Annotated in this window: 9 protein-coding genes and 1 pseudogene; 3 read left to right on the plus strand and 7 right to left on the minus strand. The window is 64.0% G+C overall.

All coding sequences use genetic code 11. The features are described from left to right. Positions 1-8: 8 nt before the first annotated feature. The 3 genes and pseudogenes from XnspCFBP7698_RS02760 (at position 9) to XnspCFBP7698_RS21285 (ending at position 2,324) form a co-directional block, all read left to right on the plus strand. Entirely contained in the window at positions 9-368 is a 360-nt protein-coding gene (locus tag XnspCFBP7698_RS02760) for a hypothetical protein (RefSeq protein WP_104579555.1), read from the plus strand. A gap of 8 nt (positions 369-376) precedes the next feature. Further along, positions 377-1,827, plus strand: a pseudogene (locus XnspCFBP7698_RS02765) (RHS repeat-associated core domain-containing protein); the annotation flags it as partial. A gap of 5 nt (positions 1,828-1,832) precedes the next feature. After that, on the plus strand, positions 1,833-2,324 hold the full coding sequence (locus XnspCFBP7698_RS21285) for a hypothetical protein (protein WP_146093160.1): 492 nt from the start codon (positions 1,833-1,835) through the stop codon (positions 2,322-2,324). Between the two features lie 195 nt (positions 2,325-2,519). Here the strand turns inward: XnspCFBP7698_RS21285 and XnspCFBP7698_RS02775 are convergent, their stop codons facing one another. The 7 genes from XnspCFBP7698_RS02775 to XnspCFBP7698_RS02805 all read right to left on the minus strand — a co-directional run bounded on the left by XnspCFBP7698_RS02775 (position 2,520) and on the right by XnspCFBP7698_RS02805 (position 22,062). After that, positions 2,520-4,895 carry a glycoside hydrolase family 127 protein gene (locus tag XnspCFBP7698_RS02775; RefSeq protein WP_104579553.1) on the minus strand — a complete coding sequence of 792 codons (2,376 nt, stop codon included), beginning with the start codon at positions 4,893-4,895 and terminating at the stop codon, positions 2,520-2,522. A gap of 151 nt (positions 4,896-5,046) precedes the next feature. Continuing rightward, positions 5,047-7,941 carry a TonB-dependent receptor gene (locus tag XnspCFBP7698_RS02780; protein WP_104579552.1) on the minus strand — a complete coding sequence of 965 codons (2,895 nt, stop codon included), beginning with the start codon at positions 7,939-7,941 and terminating at the stop codon, positions 5,047-5,049. A 415-nt stretch (positions 7,942-8,356) separates the two neighbouring features. After that, positions 8,357-10,123: a DUF6055 domain-containing protein gene (locus XnspCFBP7698_RS02785; protein ID WP_233548910.1), complete on the minus strand. Its 1,767-nt coding sequence runs from the start codon at positions 10,121-10,123 to the stop codon at positions 8,357-8,359. A gap of 187 nt (positions 10,124-10,310) precedes the next feature. After that, on the minus strand, positions 10,311-12,620 hold the full coding sequence (locus XnspCFBP7698_RS02790) for a S9 family peptidase (protein ID WP_104579551.1): 2,310 nt from the start codon (positions 12,618-12,620) through the stop codon (positions 10,311-10,313). A 340-nt stretch (positions 12,621-12,960) separates the two neighbouring features. Continuing rightward, positions 12,961-14,604, minus strand: a complete 1,644-nt coding sequence (locus tag XnspCFBP7698_RS02795) for a family 43 glycosylhydrolase (RefSeq protein WP_233548911.1) — start codon at positions 14,602-14,604, stop codon at positions 12,961-12,963. Further along, positions 14,601-18,872, minus strand: a complete 4,272-nt coding sequence (locus XnspCFBP7698_RS02800; RefSeq protein ID WP_104579736.1) for an Ig-like domain-containing protein — start codon at positions 18,870-18,872, stop codon at positions 14,601-14,603. The genes XnspCFBP7698_RS02795 and XnspCFBP7698_RS02800 overlap by 4 nt, the downstream gene beginning before the upstream one ends. 373 nt (positions 18,873-19,245) lie before the next feature. Next, positions 19,246-22,062, minus strand: a complete 2,817-nt coding sequence (locus tag XnspCFBP7698_RS02805; protein ID WP_104579550.1) for a TonB-dependent receptor — start codon at positions 22,060-22,062, stop codon at positions 19,246-19,248. Positions 22,063-22,073: the final 11 nt, after the last annotated feature.

Raw genomic sequence — 22,073 nt, forward strand, 5'->3', positions numbered from 1 at the left:
GAAAATATATGAAAAATGAGATAAATCGGCGTCACGACGCACAAGGCAACCTCATCGAGGAAGGCGAATACATCAATGACGTCCTGAATGGCTACCTGAGAATATGGAATTCCCAGGGGATGCTGCTTAGCGACGCGAATTTCAAAAATGGAAAAGCTCATGGTTTAAGCAGGACATGGGGTGAAGGCGGAAATCTCAACTGTGAAAGCCAATACGAAAACGGCGAGCTGCATGGTCATTATCGCAGCTGGTGGGAAAATGGAACCCTAAAAGAAGAAGGAATCTTCAAACACGGAAAGAGGAGTGGAAGATATATTTGGTACAACAAAGACGGAACGGTCTGGCAGATAACAGAAACAGAAGACTGAGGCCGACACACGTGCGCAGCAGCCAGAGTCAGGTACCCGAAGTTGGCGTGCCCCCTGCCGGGGGCAGCCGGCAGGGACTGCTGGGCAATCCGCAAGCGATCCAAGACACCCGCCCGGGCGGGCTGGACGTGGGCTTCGGCTTCGACCCGGCCGGCAACCTCACCGCATTGACGCCCGTCGGCAACCCCACGCCAGAGATCGGCCTGGGCTACGACGCCCTGGGCCGCCTGACTGGGCTCAAGGATGGCCGCACCGGCACGCTGATCGACGGCTACAGCTACGATGCCACTGGCAACCGCCTCAGCGCCAAGGTCGGCACGGCCACGCAGGCCTACACCTACCCGGCCGACAGCCATCGCCTCAGTGCCGTGGCCGGCGTGGCCCGCAGTTACGATGCCACCGGCAACACCACTGCCATCGGCGGCAACGCGCGCCAATACACCTACGACACCACCGGCCGCATGACCCAGGCCCGCCGCGCCGGCGCGGTCACCATGAACTACCGCTACAACGGTAAAGGCGAGCAGGTGCGCCGCTTCCTCGGCACCACCAACACCACACGCTCTACGATGAAGCCGGCCACTGGCTGGGCGACTACGACACCAATGGCGCGCCCAAGCAGCAAGCGATCTGGCTGGACGACCTCCCGGTCGGCCTGCTGGCCAACGCCAACAAGCTGCACTACATCGAACCCGACCACCTGGGCAGCCCACGCGTGCTGATCGACCCAACCCGCGATGTAGCGGTGTGGACGTGGAGCTTGAAGGGCGAGGCCTTCGGTAACACCGCCCCGAATCAGGATCCTGATGGAGATGGTGCAGCGCTGATGTTGGATATGCGCTTCCCAGGGCAGCGGTACGATGCGGCGAGTGGGTTGAATCAGAACTACTTCCGGGATTACGACGCTGCTACCGGGCGGTATGGGCAAAGTGATCCGATTGGGCTTGATGGTGGCATCAACACTTATGCTTATGTTGGTGGGCAACCTTTGACTCTGATGGATCCAACTGGCCAAAATCCAGTTGCTGCTGGCGCATGTTTAATACCTGGAATTGGCTGGGGTGGTTGTGCGATTGTGGGAGCGACTGTGGCAGTTGGCACCTGCTATGTCACGGGTGCATGTCAAAGAGCAGCACAATCTGCTGGAAATTGGTTAGATGAGCAGCTAGGAGCGCTATCTGAAAGTGGACTCGCCGCTGGTCCAGCACCCTATGACCATTACCAAGAAACCGCGGCTCTTTACTTTATGCCAGATCCATTTGGCGGTGATGAAGCATGCAGAAAGCTCGCTCATGCAATTCGAGTGTTGCGGGCACAAATTTCTTGGAGGCGGACTGACTTAAATCCGCGATCAGCAAGTTATAAGGGACACTTAACACGAATTGCAATGTTATCAGCAGCACTTGCAAAACTTGAATCGTCGTATAGGAATATTTGTGGCGACAATTGCCCAGGATAAGAGACATGCGTGAATTAGACATGGAAAAAAGCGTTTCGAGGCTGGATGGATTCCTTTCAGGGCTCGCGGCGTATAGCGGTGATATCAGAGATTATTCTGCCTATGCATTTATCGCCCCACTGAAAAATGAAAAATCTTTTGAAGCCGCCATAAGAAACCACTTTAGCTGGCTTCCCGATCTTGAATTTTCCAAAATTCAAATCTTTCAACACGCCCTTCGCGACCTTGAAGTCGAAATCAGACCTTTCCTCGTTCGGGACTTTCGCTACGGAAATACCGAAGAAATCACTAATCTCCAAAATTACTTTTCATTTCGCGTTATGGACGAAATTTCAATCGCGGTAAGTGGAAATGAAGTTAACCAAGTCATAAAACTAACTGCAACCCCTGAACCCAAAAGCTCAGATTCAGTATTTTTTTGTATATGCCTGGAAAATGACGCCATTGTTATGCAGTTCAATAACGACATAAATTTCAAAAAAAACATTGATGATTAGAAAATTATTTTTTTATGTAAAAAAAATAATGATAGTCCGACCTCCCCCTTCTTTGAAAAAGAGGGGAGTGCAGCTAAATTTTCTCGTTGAGATTTTTTTGCGCCGCTGCGGGATCGGTTCAGTTTTTGGCGATCTACTCTCTCAATACATCGCAGGATGCCTCGCCCTGCTATCGATATGAGCTCACTATAGCTCTCACGCCGACTCCAACACCCAACACCCAAACGCCGGCCCTGCCGAATAACCGGTTTCCGGTTCGATGCGGATCTGCAGGGTGGCGCGACCTGCTACCGCTGCGGGTAAGGCGTAGTCCACGTCGACGAAATCCAGGCCGCGGTTGCCGTCGAGGCGTTCGTTGGCGATGAGTTCGCCGTCGGCGAGGAGGCGGAAGCGGCGGCGGGTTTCGTCTCCCCAGTAGCGCAGGCGCAGGATGCGGGCCTGGGTGGTGTTGCGCACGGTGAAGGCGATGAAGCCGCCGGTGCGGGCGTCGCGGCCGGCGCGGCGGCGGTAGCTCAGTGCATAAGAGCTTTCGCTGGTGAGTGCGTGGGCTTTTTCGGAGGTGTCGTCGCCAAGCGCAACGTGGTCGAGCGCGCGTCTATCCAGGGCTTTTTGCTGTTGCGCGTCGGCGGCCTGTTCGGCCTGGCGTTGCTGCCAGGCGGCGGCGTCGCGGTGTTCCAGGTACACCGCGCTGCGGCGGTCGAACTGGGCGTAGAACGGCGAGAAATGCCATTGCTGGGCGCCGTCGGCATATGCGTAATGGCCGTGTGCCGGCAGTGGCTGCAGGCGTTGCAGTACCTCATCGCCGCCCACCAGTGCGGGGGTCTTGGTGCTCCAGGGCTTTGCGGCGTCGCCAAGATCGGCGGCGAGCACCAGCGGGCCGCGCATGAGCGTCACCCACGCCGGGTCGTCCGCCGTGGGTTCCAGGCGCAACGGCATGTCCAGCTGCAGGGACACATTGTCGCCGGCCTTCCACGCCCGGGTGATGCGCAGGTAGCTGTCCACCGGCTGCAGGGTTTGCAGCTCACCGTTGACCTGCAGCGTGGGCGCGCTGGCCCAGCCGGGCACGCGCAAAGCCAGCGTGCGTGCCTCCGCTGGCGCGGCGTTGATGCGCAGTGCTACCTGGCCTTGTTCGGGCAGCGTGCTGTGCAAGGTCAGTGCGAAGCCGGCAGCATCGCGCACGGTGGAAGGCACATATAGATTGACATACACGCCCTGCCCGTCTTCCCAGTAGATCGAGTCGCCGAACTGCGCGTGCGCTTCCATGCCGCTGCCGACGCAACACCAGAAATCGTCGAACGGCGACGACCAGCCGCGCGCTTCGCCGGCCAGCAGCGGTGTCATGTAGGTGAACATGCCGGTGCGCGGATGCTGCTGCGCCATCACGTGGTTGAGCAAGGTGCGTTCGTAGTAATCGAAGAACGCGGCCTGCGCCCCCCATTGATACAGATGCCGGGTGAGCTTGAGCATGTTGTAGCTGGCGCAATGCTCGCAGGTCTGCTCGGTGAGGAACTTCGAGATACTGTCCGGCTGCTGGAAATATTCGCGGTCGCCGTTGCCGCCGATTACGTAGGTGTGGTGGTCGGTGACGGTATGCCAGAAGAAGCGGGCTGCGGCGCCGGACGCGGCATCGCCGGTCACTTCGTACTCGCGTGCCAGGCCGATCAGCTTGGGGATGTTGGTATTGGAATGCTGGTGCACCAATTCGTCGCGCTGGGCGATGAGTGGGTCGAGCACGGTGTGGTGATGCAGGCGCTGCGCCAGCGCCAGCCATTGCGCGTCGCCAGTTTGCACATGCAGTTCGACGAACGATTCGTTGAGGCCGCCGAATTCGCACGACAACACTTTCTGCAATTGCGCGTCGTCGAGCGCGGAGAAGATGCCCTGCAGATACCCGGCCAGACCGACTGCCACCTGTAGCGCTTGCGCGTTGTCGCAATGCGCGTGCACATCGAGCAAACCGGCGAACAGCTTGTGCCAGGTGTACAGCGGCGCCCAGCTACCGTTGAGATAGAACGGCGCCGGGTCGATCTTGCCGCGCTTGAGTTCGTCGAAGACCGCACGCCCGCTTTCGATCTGCCCTGCCGGGTTCTTGCGGGTGAAGCCGGCCACGTAGCCATCGCCGGCATGCGTCTGGCAGCGGGCCAGTTCGCTGACGATGTAGGCCGCGCGCGTGCGGCATTGCGCATCGCCGGTCTGCGCATGCATCAGCGCCAGTGCGCTGAGATAGTGGCCGAGCGTGTGCCCGGCGATGGTGTCCGCTTCCCAGCCGCCATAGGCCGGCGCCTTGGGATCGAGGCCGGCGTACAGCACGAAGTTGTGCAGCAGGCGGTCCGGCTGCAGGCGCATCAGATAACGGCGGTTGGTATTGAGCGCATCCAGAAACAACGATGGCGTGAGCCTGACCTGGGCCAGCGGCACCGCGCGCACGCTGCCCGGCTGCGCAGCGCTGGCCTGGGCCGGAAACCGCAGGAAGCCCGCCGCAACCGCCAGGCTGCTCCAGGCCAGAAAACGCCGCCGCGACACATTCGGTGCGTGGGCGTCGGTCGATTCACTCGCAGGCATCTCCGTCATGGGCTCAGCTTAGCTCCTGTCGGCACGCACGGACTGCGCGCACCATTGCAACAAAGGGCTGTGCAGCCGCGCAACTACTCGCGCCTGCACAGGTGTGACTCACGCGACCAATTAGCCCAGGACACACTCCATAGCGACGACACCGCCGCACTCAAAACTTCACCGTCGCGCGCGCCCAATAGAACCGACCCAGCAAATCATAGGTCGCCACATCGGTGTTCGCATTGCCCACGTTGTTGGAGTAATACAGCGGCGGCTGCTTGTTGGCGATGTTATCCACGCCCACTTCAAAGCGCGTGTGCCACGGCTCCACGTTGTAGCCAAGCTGCACGTTGTTGTAGACGTAGGCACCGATCTTGCGCACCACCATCGGCTCGCTGGAGTCGGCCGACAGGCTCTGATCCGGATCCGCATTGCCGATGGCGGTGTGCCCCACATAGCGGATGCGCCAGGTGGCGCTCCAGTCGTCCAGCGCCCAGCTCAGCGTGCCCAGTGCGCGCCAGCGCGGGAAGTTGCCGTAGGCCTGGGTGTAGCGGCCCACGTTGTGGATGGTGACCGAGCTGGGGTCGGTGGTGTCGGGCAGCACGTCGTAACGGGTGAGATAGGTGCCGTTGAGGCCGGCAGTGACATTGCCCCAGGCAGTTGTCGGCAAGCGATAGGTCAGGTTGAAGTCCATGCCCTTGGCCCAGAGCTTGCCCAGGTTGACGGTGGGTTCAGCGATGTAATTGATGGTGCCGTTGCCGTTGCGACGGATCAGCGGGCAGAACGCGCTGGCCGGATTGGCGAAGCATTGATTGAGCACGGTCTGCGCGGACACCGTGGTGATGGTGTCTTCCAGGTCGATGCGCCACCAGTCCGCGCTCAGCGACAGGCCATCGATCCATTGCGGGTCATACACGAACCCCACATCGTACGACTTGCCGGTTTCCGGCTTGAGCTGGTAGCCCGCCACCGCCGCACCGGACACCTTGCCCGACACCTGCCCGTCCGATTGCTGGTAGCTGCCATCGGTGGGCACGTTGGCGCAGGCCACGGTGTTGCCACCGGTGTAGCCATTGCAGGGGTCATTGACGGTCGCCGCATCGCCGGCCACGCCGGCATACAGTTCGTTGATGTTGGGCGCGCGGAACACCTGCGACACGGTGCCGCGCAGCAGCAGGTTTTCGATCGGGCGGTATTCCAGCGACAGCTTGCTGTTGGTCTTGCTGCCCACCGAGCTGTAGTCGGAAAAACGCGTACCCACGGTGACGTTCAACGCGTTGATGCCGGGCAGATCCTTGAGCAGCGGGAACAGCGCTTCGGCATAGGCTTCCTTGACATCGAAACTGCCGCTCAGGGTGGACGAGCAGAACTCGATCACCCCGCACAGGCCGTTTTCATCGCCGGTCCATAGCGGGTCCGAGGCCGTGGTGGAGCGCTCCTTACGGTAGGAAATGCCGGCCGCCAGGCTGGCCGCGCCGGCAGGCAGGTCGAACAGGGTGCCGTTGGCATTGGCCTCGAACTGCTTGACCGTGTACACGCTGGTGACGATGGGATTGACCACCATGCCTTGCAGGGTCGCAAGGTTGGCGCTGTCGTTGAGGTTGAAGAAATTCAGCGGCGTGCAACCCGCAACCGCTGCGCCGGCGCTGCCGCACTTCACCACACCATCGCTGTCCAGGAACGACGGGCCGATGGCCTGATTGAACGCGGCATAGTCGAGAAAGCCGTTGTTGATCGACTTCTGCTTGACCTTGCCGTAGTTGAAGGTGGCATCCCATTGCCAGGAGCTGTCGCCGAAGCGGCCGCGCAGGCCGGGGCTGATCTGGAAGTTGTAGGTGTCGTATTGGTAGCTGCGATTGCCCAGCACGGTGGCGCGCGTGTTGAGGTCGTTGTAGGAGGTGCCGGTGGTGCGGTCGGTGCCGAAGTTCACGCCGAACGGGTTGTAGTAACTCTGCGCCGATACCAGGATGTTGTCGCCGTTGGAGAAGATCGGAATCGGCGCAATGATCGAGGCCGATTCGGTTTTACTGAACCAGGTATTGACGTAGCCCTCGACGCTGTCGCTGAAGCGATAAGTGCCCAGCAGGAAGGCATTGGTGCGCTTTTGCGGCGTTTGCAGCAGGTTGAACGGCTGGTAGTTGTAGGAGTCTGCGCTGGCGCTGTAGCAATGGAAATCGCCCGGGCCGGCGCGCCCGCTGACGCCGCTGTTGAGGGTGACGCGCCCGCAGCCATTGGACTGGGCGAGCAGCAGCGATTGCTCCGAGCCATCGTTGAAGTTGACCGTGCCGGTGGGCGTGGCGGACGAGCCCTGCTTCACCGGTTGGCCATTGGTCAAGGCGAGCGCGTCCCTGGAGTAATCGCGCGCCGCTGCCGACACCGGGTCGATGTTGTGATATGACAAGCCGCCGATCAGGCTGCCGCGCTCCCAGGTCTTGCCGGTGGTCAGGGTGAAGTTGCGGCGGTTGCCATCGCCTTCGCTGCTGGTGCCGAAGTCGCTGCTGAACTGCACGCCGTCGAAGCGCGTGCGCAGGATGAAATTGACCACGCCACCGATCGCATCGGAACCGTACACCGCAGACGCACCGTCGCTGAGCACTTCGATCCGCTCGATCATGCTGGACGGAATGGCGTTGACGTCGTTGTAGGCCAGCCGGATGCCGTTGACCAGCACCAGCGTGCGTTTGTCGCCCAGGCCGCGCAGCGAAATGGCGGATGCACCGGTGCCGCCGCCGTTGTTGGTATACGGATTGGTGGCGTTGCCGGCGATGGAGGGCAGCTCCTGCAACAGATCGCCGACCGTCGCCTTGCCGGTGGCGGCGATCTGTTCCTGGCTGACGGTGACGACCGGGTTGGCGGTTTCGGTATCCACGCGGCGCAGGCGCGAGCCGGTGACCACCACGCTGTCCAGGGTCTGCGTCGCTTCGCCCGCAGTCGCCTGCTGTGCAGACACCGGCGCGACCGCAGCTGCCGACAACGCCAGCAGCAACGCGGTGGTGAGCACGCTCGGCAATGGCCGCACGGTGGCGCCGCAGGTGCGGGAGAGAGGCAACGGCAACATCGGCATGCAAGGCTCCTGAGTCGTACAGCAGGCGAACGATGGACAACACACGCCCGTGCCGGCGTACAGCGGCGCAGGTCGAGGTGATTGGCAGACGCATGACGCAACGAAACCGCTGCTCAGGCCCGTATTGCAGACACGCAGACAACCTGCGGCACAGGCGATCGAAAGACTGCGCTGCAACGCGTGTTGTCAGGAAGAATTTGATTCCGCACTGAAGGCGCCCATGCGCTCCAGTTTCATCAGCTGGTCACAATGTGCCCGTGCGCACGCGCCACGTCTTGTCGCATTTGGCGACAGCACATGCGGAAAACAGCATGGTTTCTGCAAGGTGCCAGCACACCCAGCGTGCTCTACTGCTTGCGCGCGATTGCCGGCACAAGCGTGGCCGCACAGTCAGCAGCGAACACGCGCGGTCACCTCATCGACAGGGTTGCGGCTCGAAGTTGTGGCCGTTGGTGTTCCAGTTTCGATCCAGGCCACCGCTGCCTTTGTAGGCGTAACAGGTCGCAGCGGGGCCTACCAACGGCGTTGCGCCCTGGATGGCGACCTCGTATGGAAACGTGGTTGCCCTCTTGCCGGCCAGTTGTTCTTCCCCGGTGGGCACCACCGAGTAACGATACGGCGTTGCGGTCACGACCAGGAAGTAGCTGGTGCCGCTTGCGGCCTGCAGCGGAAACGTGACGGTGGCAGAAGCAGTGCCTTCCACGGCGGCCAGCGGCGCATAGTGCGGATGCGACTGGGCATCCAGTGCCAGCACGGTAAACCGCCACGATGCCTGATCGGCAGTGGTCCTGCCCTTCAAGCTGACCGCAATCGACGTTGCAGCGGCGTCCGGCGTGAGCGGAATCACATGCGTGCCGTAGATATTCAGCGGGCGCTCCGGCGACGACGCGTAACTGCCGCGCATGGCCAACGGCTTGAGCGGGACATATCGCTTGCCGGCGGCATTACCGTTGCCGATATCGAGCATTGCCTTCTGGCTTGCGAAGTCGAACGCTGCCAGACGTGCGCCATAACGCCCCACCATCTCCGCGAACGAGCGGTATCCGTTCGGAAACTGCCCGCCTTGCTGCCCCAGACGCACCAGCGTCTGTACCGGCGTTTCCAGCGTGTCGCCTGCGGGGTTGCGCTGATTCTTCAACCACATGTTCCAGACCAACGGCCGGGTGGCATCGTTCTCGTCCAGATACATCAGAAACGGGTGCGCGCCGTAACGGCTTTGCGGAAAGAACGGGCCGTTTTCCAGATTCGAGTAGTAGTACGACAGCCACTGATCGTCCATGCGCGTGGTCTGGTAGGCGCTCCAGTTGGCGTTGGTTTCCCAGAACCACCCCGCCGCCTGCAGGTTGCGATAGCCGCCGCTGTAATACTGGATCACATGGATGAATTCATGCGCCATCGAAAATGACCCATAGCCCAGCGCCCAGGCCGTGACACCCATGGATTGACCACCGGCTGCGCCACAGTCGGTGAGATCGCCGCCTTGCACATAGGGCAACCCGGTGGCGCACAGGTACACATTGATGCGCTTTGGCTGGGCGGCGTCGGCATACGGCATCGGCGCGTTGAGCACCTGTGCATTCATCTCCCAGACCCGCTCCAGCCACGCCGCACTTTGCGTCACGAAATCGTCCCAGGCGATCCCCCGGCTGGCCACATCGCGGTAGCTCTCACCTTTGCGATCGACGCCGTACCAGAATACAAAATGCTGTGTCTCGTATTTCTTCGCCGAGCCATTTACCAGCATTGCCGGCGTGATGGTGTCGGGTGCGGGCGCGGTGGCATAGCTGCGCGTGTCCTTGCGCACCGGGTGTGCCTTGGCCAGGTTGGCGACATAGCGCAGGTCGGCATCGCCAAACGAGTTGAGTTGGTATCGCCGGCGACAGCCATCGGATGACTCCAGCAGGACCGTACGCCGCGACTGTGCAGAAGCCTCGCCGACGGCGATGACCAACCTGGCATCGAAGGGCTGGCCCTGGGCGATACCGGCATTGTTCGGCTTTCCGGCGTCGGGCTGGGTGTTGTTGGGTATCCAGGTGCGCAGTGGCTCTGCCCTGCCCCAGGGATAGCGCTGTGAAAGGCTTTGGCAGCCCACCGTCTCGGCGGCCAACGCCAGGCCAGGCAGGGATGCGGCCAGGACGGCGCCAAGCATCCATCGGGGCACACGGGTGTGCGATGTTTTCATCGGCTCGCTCTCCAAAACGAAGCGCGCCGTGACGGGCGCTTACCTGATCGAAATGCGTCGTTGGTCGTGCGACCGACCTTGGGGCCGCCGTGCGTCGCCAACCAGCCGGCAGAACGTTGACCTTGCATGCCCGACGCATGGACGCATCGCTTCGACACGGTGTCGGCGTCTGCGTGCACGGGCTGCGTCATTGCGCTGGCACCGTTGCAGACACGCGATTCCATTCCGGCGTTGGTGATTGCTGCATCCAGCGCAGGAAGAAATCCAGCAGACGGCGCTTGCCGTAGGTGCCGCCGGCACCATGATCGCCGCCCGGCACGACCAGCAGATCGAAGTCCTTGCCGGCCTTGATCAGGCGGTCGGCCACCTGGAAGGTGCTGGCCGGGTCGACGTTCATGTCCATGTCGCCGGTGACCAGTAGCAGATGCCCTTGCAGGCGCGCGGCGTTGTCCACGTTCGACGATTCGCTGTACCACGGCCCCACCGGCCAGCCCATCCACTGCTCGTTCCACCAGATCTTGTCCATGCGGTTGTCGTGGCAGCCGGAATTGGCCACGCCTGCCACATAAAGCTCCGGATGGAACAGCAGCGCCGCCAATGCGTTCTGCCCGCCGGCGGAGGTGCCATACACACCGACACCGCCGCCGATGTCGTACCACGGGTACTGCGCCGCGGCGGCTTGATGCCAGGCGATGCGGTCCGGCAAGCCGGCGTCCTTGAGATTGCGCCAGGCCACATCGTGAAAGGCGCGCGAGCGGTTGTTGGTCCCCATGCCATCGATGGACGCCACCGCAAACCCCAGCCCGGTGAGTGCCGGCGTGGCGGTGGTGAAACTCTTCGGCACGAACGAGCCCTGCGGGCCTGCGTAGATGTCTTCGATAACGCGGTAGCGCTGCTGCGGATCGAACTGCTGCGGGCGCTGGATCACGCCCCAGATCTCGGTCTTGCCATCGCGCCCGGTGCTATGGAACGGCAGCGGCGCTTGCCAGCCGGCTGCCAGCAGGCGACTCAGATCGGTGCGCTCCACGGTGCGTGCCAGGCTGCCATCTGCGCTGCGCCGCAGCTCCAGTACCGGGCCCAGGTCCACGCGCGAGTAAAGATCAAGCAGCCACGTTCCATCCGGTGAATAGTGCACTTCATGATCGGCAGCCAACGGCGTCAATGCGGTGAGCCCGCTGCCATCCAGGCCGATGCGATACGCGTGGCGGTAGTACGGGTCTTCGCCGGGCTGCATACCGGAGGCGGTGAAGTACACCTGCCCCGTGGCTTCGTCGACGCGGTCGAGCTTGCGCACCACCCAGTCGCCGCGGGTGATCTGGCGGATCACCTCGCCGCGGCGGCCGTCGTACAGGTACAGATGCTCCCAGCCGTCGCGCTCGGAGGCCCACACCATCTGCGCACCGTCGGCCAGATCGCGGCGCGCATGCTTGCCGCCGTCTTCATGCTCGCCGCTGAGTTCGGAGTATTCGATGAAGGTGGGCGATGTTTCTTCGATGAGCGTGCGCGCGGCGGCCGTGCGGGCGTCCACTTCGACGACCCGATACAGCTGGTGCCCGCGTGCGTTGTATTCGAAGGTGAAGCCGCGGCTGTCCTTCCACCAGACCATCTCGCTCAAGGTGAAGGCATTGGGCAGCAAGGTCATCGCCACCGGATGCGCCGCGTGCGTGGCGATGTCGAACAGCACCGGCTGCATCACCGGCAGGTCGTCACCAGGCTTGGGGTAGACCTGTTGGTGCAACTTGGGCTGCAGCTGATCGGGCGGTGCGGATTCGATGTAATACACCATCCGCGGCGGTGGCGCCTTGACCCGATACGCCGCCAGATGCTGCGAATCCGGCGACCACACCACACTGTCGAGTGCGTAGTAGTCCTGCGCACTGCCGTCGCGGGTGAGCACGCTGCGCTCACTACTGCCGACCGGCGCGATCACCAGATTGGCCTGCTCCACCCAGGCGCGCCAACGGCCATCCGGCGACACCTTGGCCTGCTGCTCGCCCTGTATGAGCGGCAGGCGCATGTCCATCGATTCGGCAGGCAGGTCGCGTTCGGGCACATGCGCGCAGCGATAGCGCGCCAGGTCGCACTGCCATCCCAGCTTCCCCAACTGGAAGCCCAGGCGCTTCTGTTCGAGGGTGAGGTCTTCGAGCCGCAGGTGGGTTGCGTCGATTGCTTGCGCACCGGCCTGGGCCAATGCGGCGGCAAGCCGCGCGTGGTCGAAGGCCAGCGTGTTGCGGCCGCTGGCGGCTTCCACCATGCGGTATTCGATGGCCGGCGCCTGGTTGCCGCGCGCCACACCACGCCGATACACAAAGTGCCCGGCATCGACCCACACCGGTACGGTGGGTTGCCGATCCACCAGCGAGGCATAGTGATCGGACAAGCCGATCGCCTGCGTGTGCTGCGCTGGCGTGGCCGCGGTCAGGGGCGCCGCCGTACCTGCCAGGATCGGCGTGAGTGCGAGAGACACGCACCACGCTGCGATGGTGCGCAAGCGCATGGTTGGGATATGTGGCAACTGCGACCTCAGGGGATATTTGAAAGGACAGCGTGGTGTTGGTGGAGGATTGCCGGGCCGTTGGCCATCGTCTTTGCGGCAGGCACACGCGATAGACGGTGCCACAGGTCGCTAGGTCCTGCGGCTGCATTGGCTGCGTACATCAGGGATATCCGGGTATCGGGCGTGGGGCAAGCCAGCGTGGCTGAAACACAGCCTGTGCGTTCGCACGCATGCGCGGCTTGTGCTCGGAATCAGAACAGTCGCATGCCACGGCGCACTCCGCTGCCTGCGCGCGCTCAGCATTCGCTTGACGGCTGCCTGCCACGCACTGCCAGCTGGTTCAAGGGGCATCGCAACGCCGGCTGTCGGCAGCCGTGGCGGGTGGCAGGCGGTGTGGTTGCGGGGCCAGGACTTCCCACTCCTGCACAGCCAGCGCGGCGTAGCCGTTTGCGCTGCCGGAGGCCTCCATCACCATGCGCACGCAGCGCGTTGTCACCGGCACGAACGACACCGTTTCAGCGCGATCGCCGCGTGGGCTCTCAACACCTTTTGGCTGCACCGGCTGCCATTGCCCGCCGTGGCGGTACTCCAGATGCCAGCGCGCTGGCGGCGCAACCCCGATGCCGGCACCGGCCGGTTGGTCGGCCCAGAACACGATCCGCGTGCGCTCCAGGGTCACCGGTTGCGCCCAGCTGTATTGCAGCCATTGCTGCGGTGGGTTGTGCGGCGTCCAGCTGCCCCACAGTTGCGGTGGCAGCGGGTTGGCCTTGACGATGCCGTCGTTGAGCGCAGCCATCCAGTATTGCGGCGGGATGTCCGGCCCGTTGGAGGCAGTGGCGTAGGCGGCGGGCGCCTGATTGCGCTGTGGTGGCGTCGGCGCTTGCGGGCGCCGCGTGGGCGTGACCGTGCGGATGCTGGCCGGTTGCGTGCTGTCGTCCCAGTCCAGCCGATCGATCGCCACGCTGCGGCGAAAATGCCCGCCGCCCTGCGCATCGGCGGTGTGGTAGACCAGATACCACTGCGCATTGAACAGCACGATGCCCGGATGCGAGGTGGTCGAGGATACCGGCGGCAACACGATGCCGCGGTAGCTCCACGGGCCCAGCGCGCTGGGCGCGCTCGCGTAGGCGATGCACGCGTGATACAGCGTGGGCGTACACGCCGAATCGCGGCCGGCGTTGTTGGCCGCATACGCCAGGTAGTACGTGCCGTTGCGCTTGAACAGCCAGGGCGCTTCGAAATAACCGGGCAGCGTGTCCACCCGCACCGGCGTGCCGGTGAAGCTCACCATGTCGCGCTGCAGCTCCACGCCATACAGCGCACCAAAGGTGCCCCAGTACAGATACACGCGCCCGTCGTCGTCGACCAGCACGGTCGGGTCGATGTTCTGGATGGCGTTGCGGCCCGGTACCGACTGCGAGACCACCGGCCCTTGCGGATGCGCATCGGTCCATGGACCGAGCGGGCTGTCGGCGACCGCCACGCCGATCGCGAACGGGTCCGGGTCGGGTGAGTTGCGCTGTTGCACCGGCGCATACAGGTAATAGCGCCGATCCGGCCCGCGCACGATCTGTGCGGCGTAGGCGTGGGCTTTGTCGGCCCAGGCGAATACATGCTGCGGGCGCAGGAAATCCCGGTAGTGCGTCCACTGCCCGTTGGCCGGGTCGCTACTGACAAACAGCTGCCAACCGGGCATGACGAATGCGTTCTGGTCAGGCGCAGCGCTATCGCGCCCGGCGATGATGTACAGCTTGCCGTCTGCCACCAGCGGCGCCGGGTCGGCCGAATACATGCTGCCATCGGCCAGGATCGGGTTGCCGGGCGCCTGCAAACGCGTGCCCTTGGGCAGATCGATGGCGCCTGCCGGCGCGCTGGCCAGCGGCAACACACAGGCAAGCGCAGCGGCGCAGGCGAGACTGCGGCGCCTGGCGGGACAGCGCTCGGAGTGGCGGCTCTTGAAGGAGTACATGGCACGGCCATTCATGGCGTGGCCGCCGTGACCTGCACCGTGAGCGACACCGCCACCGGCGCGATCGAGACATGTCCCTGCGCGGTGCCGCTGAGATGCAGCTCGCCGGGATGGGCATAGCGCGCAGGCTCGAGCGGCTGCCACTGCACCGGTAGCCGCTCGCGCGAGCCGTCGTTGTATTGCACCGTGACAAACCCCGGCAGCGTCGGCGCGCGCCCTGCCTGCGCGATCACCACTGGCAGCGCCTGCACGGTGTTGATCTGCGCCGGCGGCGTGGCGCGCACCCACAAGGTGGCCCTGATCGGGATGGCGCCTTCCACCAGCCCTTGCAGTTCCACCGTGCCTTCGCTGCGCAAGCGCTCGGGCGGGAGTTCGGACCACTGCACCGCCACCGGCAGCGCGCTGCCATCGTCGAAGAACGCAGTGATGTCCTGCGGCAGCGTCGGCAACTGGCCGGGGGCAGTACGCAGGTCGATCGACTCCAGCCGCTTGGGTACGTCGGTCAATGCCAGCCATTCGTCCACGCCGATGGCGGCATGCCCGTTGGCGCTGGCTGGTGTGGTCAACACCGCACGCAAACCGGTGGTCACCAGCGGTGTAAAGCTGGCCGTACTTGCAGCGCCGGTAGCGGCAGCGGCAATCGGGTAGCCCTGCCTGCCGGCGATGTCCTGCCAGCGCCCATCCTGCAGTGCCTGCAGTTTCCATGCGGCGGGCGCGGCGACCGCGCCCTCGGGTTCGTCGTTCCAGAAATACAGCGCGCTCGACGACAGACGCACCGGCCGCGGCCACTGATACTGCAGCCACACCGTTGCCGGTTGTTCGCGGCCCAGACTGCCCCAGCGGCGTGCTCCGTTGGGTGTACTGCCGGCCACGGGGATGAAGCCATCGTGCAAGGCCTGCACGCTGTACTGCCTGCCGGTGACCTGCGCGCTGACGCTGGCCAGCGCCTGCAACGGGATACTCTGCATCGCGGGCGCGGCCGGCGCAGTCACCTGCACATCGGCATGCCCTGCACTTGCGCCATCGTCGGCCAGCAGCCGCAGCGTGTAGCGCCCGGCGCGGGTGAAGCGCACGGCGGTGCGCAGTGCGGCCGCATCGGCAAACACCGCATCGCCGCCCTGCGGGCCCTGTTGCACGCGCCAGCGCACCTGCAGCGTGCCGTTGGGCAGGCCGTCGTCGCCGGCACGACCATCCACGACCAGCGTGCCATCGGCACCGGGCGCGTCCAGCTGCCATGCCTGCACCTGCGGCGCTGCGTTGGTGTTGGCGGCTGCGGGTGGCGGCAAGCCGCTGTCGAACAGCTGGATTTCCTTGATGCCGGTGCGTGCGCTGCCCGCATGCGTCACCACCACGCGCCACGCCTGCGCGCGCAGCGCCGGGAAGCGCACGCGGTTGCGGTTGCCCTTGGCAAAGGCGGTGTCGCGCACCTGGCCGGGAACGGTCTTCCAACGGCCGCCATCGTCCTGGTATTGCACCAGGTAGATCCACGGTGCGGCGTAGCCGGGGATGGTTCCCGACGGGAAGCTATGCTGTTCGCCGGCCGGCGATGAGCTGCGATAGAAGTACAGCACGACCTGGTCCAGCTGGCGGGCTTGGCCCAGATCCAGCGCAATCCAGTCGCTGGCCGACGCCGACCCTGCCGTGCCCCAGAACGGCGCGTTGGCGGTGCTGCCGTCTACGGCTGCGGCGGCGTCGGACCCTGCGCTGATGTGGCTGGCAGTGACGCGCGCGCCTTCGGTCAGATTGCAGCCGTGCCCCGGTGGCAGTGCCACATCCACGCCGGCCTTGCCCAGCATGCGCGCGGTACGTGAATCCGCAGCGAACGCGACCTGCGTCATCGCTGCCAGCTGCGCTGGATGCGCGTCCAGCACGCGCACCCCGCCGTTGTGATTGACCGCATCCGGCAGCGCACGCACCTGCCCGCTGGCCGGGTCGTAGAGCACATGTGCGAGCCGGTCCACGCGAAACGCCAGCTCGCCGTCCAGATACACGCTGTAGCCCTTGCCCACCTTGCCGCCGTAATGGGTGCCGTCCCTGTCCCACACGATGCTCAGATTGCGATCGCGGTAGCGCAGGTTGTCGGCGGCAAAATGGTCCCAGCCGATATCGATCGGATACAGCTCGATCTGCGCATCGCTACGCGGGCGCAGGCCCATTGCATCTTCGATCATGCTGAAGTTGGTTGCGCCCAGTTGGGTGTGGTGAATCCACGAGCGGTAACCGATGCTCCCGCCATTGCCTGCACTGCCCTCGGCCCAGAATTCGTTCTGATCCGGGTAACGGTTGTCGCCCTGGATGTAGGTGGCCCAGGCGTTCCAGTACAGCAGTTTGCGGTAGCTGCGCGCATCAAGATACGGGCTGGGGTACTCGCGCAAGGCTTGCCCGAACAGGCGGAACGCCACCGTGGCATTGATGGTGGAAAAGTTGTTGCTGCCGGCATGCTCACCGCTGCCGCGCGCCTGCAGGTCGACCTGGTTGGCGGTGTAGAACGGAAACAGCGGGTACTGCGCCGCATCGGCGAATAGCCGTAATGCGCGAACGTATTTGGGATCGTTGTCGGCATCGCCCTGCTTGGGCATCAGGCCTACGCTGAAAGGGTAATAGTTGTTGGTTTCCTTCCAGTCCACCGGTAGCTGCGGCCCCTTGGCCTGGCGGTGCTTGAGCAGATCGCCATGCAGCCCTACCGAATCGGCGGTGTCGCTGTGGTCTTGCCAGAGCACCTGCAGCACTGCGGTGCGGATGCGTTGCGCGGTGGCCTGCATGCGCTGCGCCGTGGCGGTGTCGCCGGCCAGCGCAGCGGCCTGCCCCGCCGCCTGCGCGTTGGCATACACATACGCGCTTTCGGTGCGATCCATGCGGATTTCGCCGTGCCGCCTGGCCCAGTCGAACGACACGGCATCGGCATCGTTGCCGGTCATCGCCGCCCAGTCGTATTCGATCAAGCCATTGTGATTGAGGTCGTAGGCCGCCAGCACGCCGTCCACATCGCCGCTGCCGTAGCGCGCCAGCTTGGTCGCCAATGCGGTGGGACCGCCATGCACCTGCATCGAACGCCACGCGGCGGCAGTGATGTATTGCGCGTACGAGTTGGACCAGTTTTCCGGCGAACCGGGGTTGTCGGTGTATTTTCCGCCGCCTGCGGTTTCGCCCGCGCTGAGCCAGCTGCCGTAGGCATACAGCGGGTTGCGCAGATATTTCAGGTCGTCCAGAAACATGCCGGTGGTCAGCACGATGGCGTTGTTGTAGCCAAGCACGCCTTCGATGGCGACCGGAAACTGATAGTCGTTGCCCGGCACCTCGGCATCGAGCGCATTGAAGCGCAGCACCCACCAGCGATAGAACAGGCTCTTGTCGATGTTCTCGTCGGGCGTGTCCAGATACGGCAGGTTGTCCACCCACCAGCGGTTATAGCTGGCAACGTGCTGCTGGTAGGCCTGCTGCGGGGTTTGCGCGGCAATACGCAGATAGTCGGCACGTGCCTCGGGCAGCTCGTTGGTCAGCAGGCCAAGTTGCAGTTTGATAGCAGGCGCCTGCCCGGTGGCCGGCACCGCCACCTCGCGCTGCAGGCGCTGGCCCTCTGCCCGGAACCCGTCGCCGGACAGGCGTGGAAACACCGTAGTGATGGAATTGTAAGCATCGAACGCGCCGGTCAACTCATTGCCGTCGGCATGCTGCGCCATCGGCGACAGCGCCTGCACCATCAGCGTATGCGCGGCACCATCCAGGCTGGACAGCACGATGCTGGCCACCGCCACGTTCTGCTCAGTGATGTACTTGACCAGATGCATACGCACGCCGGCGGCCGCATCTTCAAACACGGTACTGAAATAGCTGGGCGTCTGCCACCGCTGTTGCGCACGCTCGGCCCAGTGCACGGGCGAGTTGCCTTGGAAGGATTCGATACGGAAGAACGCGTCGTAATCGGTGGCATGCCAATAGGCGGCCTGCCCGACGAAGCCGGGTACCCCCGGCAGATGCGCCGTCAGATAGGCCGCGCGGCCGCGCGTGAACAGCCAATTGTTGGTGTCGTCGAAGCCACCGGCGCTGCCCTCGCGCACCAGCATGCGGTCGATCCAGAAATCCTGCCCTGGCGCCTTCCCCGCGCCATGCTCGAGATCGGCAGCGTAGATACGGGCCAGCTGCCCATCCGGCGCAAACGCCACGCTGGCGTCCGGCAGCGGATGCGCCAACCCGCGAAACTGCGGCGCACCGATCGCCGCGTTGGCAGCGACCGGTGGCGGGTCGCGCACCTCGTTTGCATCGGCCAGGCAAGCCAGCGACATGCTGGCCACCCACCACAGCGCGAGAGCCGCACAGCAGCGCACGGCAGCGACGCAACGACGCCGCAGGCGTCGTCCCGAATGCGCGCGATCGCTCAGCACGCAGGTGTCACCCGGCGGGCACGGCTGACGCACCGGCGTAACGCTCTTTTGCTGGTTACCCATCAACGCCAGCCACCCGGTGGCGTGGCGGCAGACCCCCTGCCCGCGCGCGACCATGCAGGCAGGCGATAAACTCCTGTGCGATGGGTGGTCGGCCGCGGCGCCGGCCAGCAGTGCTGCAACGCCGGTGCGCTGTGTCGGACCACCTGCGAGGACCACGCGCCCGCGGGCGCGTAGAGTGCGCGTGCAGCACGCGCGCATCCATCGACGCCGTTCAAAACTCCACCCGCAAGCGGCTCCAGAAATACCGCCCCAGCGTGTCGTAAGTGGACGCTTCGGTGTTGGCCGCGTTGGAGTAGCTGTAGAACCGTGGCGGCGCGCGATCGCCCAGGTTGTCCACACCCACGGCCAGTGTGCTGTGCAGCGATGCGATCTTCCGGCTCAACGAGGCGTCGTGATAGACCACCGAGCCGATCCGGAAATAGGTGCAGCTGCCATCGGCATTGGTGTCTGCGCAGAACTCTTCGTACTGGCTGCCATTGACGGTGCGGCCGAGATAGCGGGTGTTCCAGCTCGCATGCCACGGGCCCTTGTCCCAGGCCAGATTGGCCACCACGCGCCAACGCGGCATGTTGCCCCAGCTGGAATTTTCGCCGACATAATTGTGCGCATCGCCAGCAAAGCGATAGCTGGAAAAGAACGTGGCATCCAGCCCAGCCGCAAAGTCTCCCAGGGCTGTATCGGCCAAGGTGTAATGAAGACCGGCGTCGTAGCCGCGAATATCGACCTTGCCGCTGTTGTAGGCGAACGGCACCGACACACGCATCAGCTGGCCAGCAGCATCGCGCTGGATCAACGGGCAAAGCGCGGCATCGCGGCCCTCGAAGCAATCGCTGACCACCTGCTGCAGGCTGATACCGGTGAGCATGTCGTCCAGCACCACCCGCCAGCTGTCCAGATTGAGCGACAGTCCGCGCACCTGATCCGGGTCGTAGACCAACCCGACGTTGTAGGAGCGGCCGCGCTCCGGCTTGAGCTGGAAGCCCACGTTGTTGCTGCCGGAGGTCACCACATTGAACTGCGCGGTATTGGTGAAGCTGCCGTCATTGGGCACGTTCGCGCAGGCTGGATTCGGCGCGCCGCTGAGACCTGTGCACGGGTCCTGAAAATCGCCGGTGTTGTCGACCACAGCGGTGTACGGCGAGCCATACAGATCGCCCAATGCCGGCGCGCGGAACACCTGCGAGCCGGTGGCGCGCACCAGCAGATTGGCAACTGGCCGCCACTCGATCGCGACCTTGCTGTTGGTGGTGTTGCCCCACGCGTCGTACCTGGAATAGCGCGAGCCAAGATTCAGATTCAACACATTGGCGAACGGCGCATCCTTCAGCAGCGGCACCAGCAGTTCCGCGTAAGCCTCCCTGACCGATTCGTCGCGCCCCTGCTTGAGGATGCAGCCGTCGTTGTAGTCGCAATTGCCGTCGGCATCGGCGGCGGCCACATCGCTGCTGGTGCCCTGTGCGAACTTGTTGATGCGATAGACCAGGCCCACCGCCGCCTGCACCGCGCCGGCGGGGAGCTTGAACAGGTCGCCATTGGCGCTGATATCGACAAACCGCATCTGGCTTTCGTCGATCAGATCCACCGGCCGCTGCGTGCCGCGCAGCGCGGCGATGGTGGCCGGATCGTCGGGGTTGAAGATGTTGATCGGCGTGCAGCCGGCGATCACCGCGCCCGGCGCACCGCACTTGACCACGCCATCGCTGTCCAGGAACGAGGCGCCTACTGCATTGTTCAATGCCGAGGTGATCGAAAAGCCGGTGCGCACCAGGGTGTCCTTGTAGCGCGCGTAACCGGCCGCCGCATCCCATTGCCAACTGGTTCCCTCCACGCGTCCGCGCAGGCCGGCGACGATGTTGGTCTGGAACATGGTGGCGGTGTAGACACGCGTATTGGCCTGGGTGGAGCGCAGCAGGTAGCGGTCGAGTTGATCGCCGAACGGGTTGTAGTCGTTGTCCACCGCGTCCGGCATTTCCAGGCCGAAGGCGTCCAGCCGCGAGGTGGTCTTGCTGCGGGTCCAGAACACGTCCATGTAGCCCTGCATGCTCGGGGTGAAGTCGAAGCTGCCGTGCAGCGAGGCGTTGGTGCGCTCGATCGGGGTGATCAGGTATTGCGCGTCGTAGACGTTGTAGCTGTCGGTCGCGCGTTGATAAGGGCGAAACGCCTCCTGGCCCACCGGCCCCGGCGCGACACCGGCCACTGGCGTCAGCACACGGCCATCGCTCAAGAACGCACGCGTGTTGGCGCCGCGGATCTCGCTGACCTGTCCATCGAGATATTCCACCGCCTTGGCCGCGTAACTGCGGTCGCGATTGAACACCGGGTTCATCGAGTTGCGGCTGAGCCCCAGAATCAGCCCGCCGCGCTCCCAGGTCTTGCCCCACTCCAGCCCCAGCGTGCGCCGGTTGGCATCGCCATGCGTGCTCTGCGCATAATCCACCGTGGCAGCGAGGCCATCGTATTTGTCCTTGAGGATGACGTTGACCACGCCACCGATCGCATCGGAGCCATACACTGACGAGGCGCCGTCGGTGAGCACTTCCACCCGCTCCACCATCGCTGCGGGTATCGCGTTGACGTCCACGCCCGGTGCCGAGGCCACGCTGCTGGCAGGTCCGGCCATGCGGTGGCCGTTGACCAGCACCAACGTGCGCTCGGGCCCGAGATTGCGCAGCGACACCAGCGCACGGCCATGGCTGAAGCCGGAATTGAGTGCAGGCCCGGCCTGGAAGCCGGCCATCATCGGCAAGCGTTGCAGCAGCTGCCCCAGCGTGTTCTGCCCGCTGTCTTCGATCCGCTGGCGGTCGATTACCACCACCGGGCTGGCGGTTTCGGCATCGACGCGGCGCAGATGGGTGCCGGTGACATTGACCTGATCCAGCGTCTGGGTGCCATCGCCTGCGTCATCGCCACGTTGCTGCGCGGCGGCCGGCACGGCGGCAGCGGCCAGCGCGAACAGCAGCGCGTTGGCCAGCGTGGTTGTATGCAAGGCAAGGCGCTTGTGAACGATGGCAGAGCGGCTGGGCGACATCGGAAATCCTT

It is taken from the genome of Xanthomonas sp. CFBP 7698, from assembly GCF_003600855.1.
In the GTDB taxonomy this organism is placed as follows: domain Bacteria; phylum Pseudomonadota; class Gammaproteobacteria; order Xanthomonadales; family Xanthomonadaceae; genus Xanthomonas; species Xanthomonas cannabis.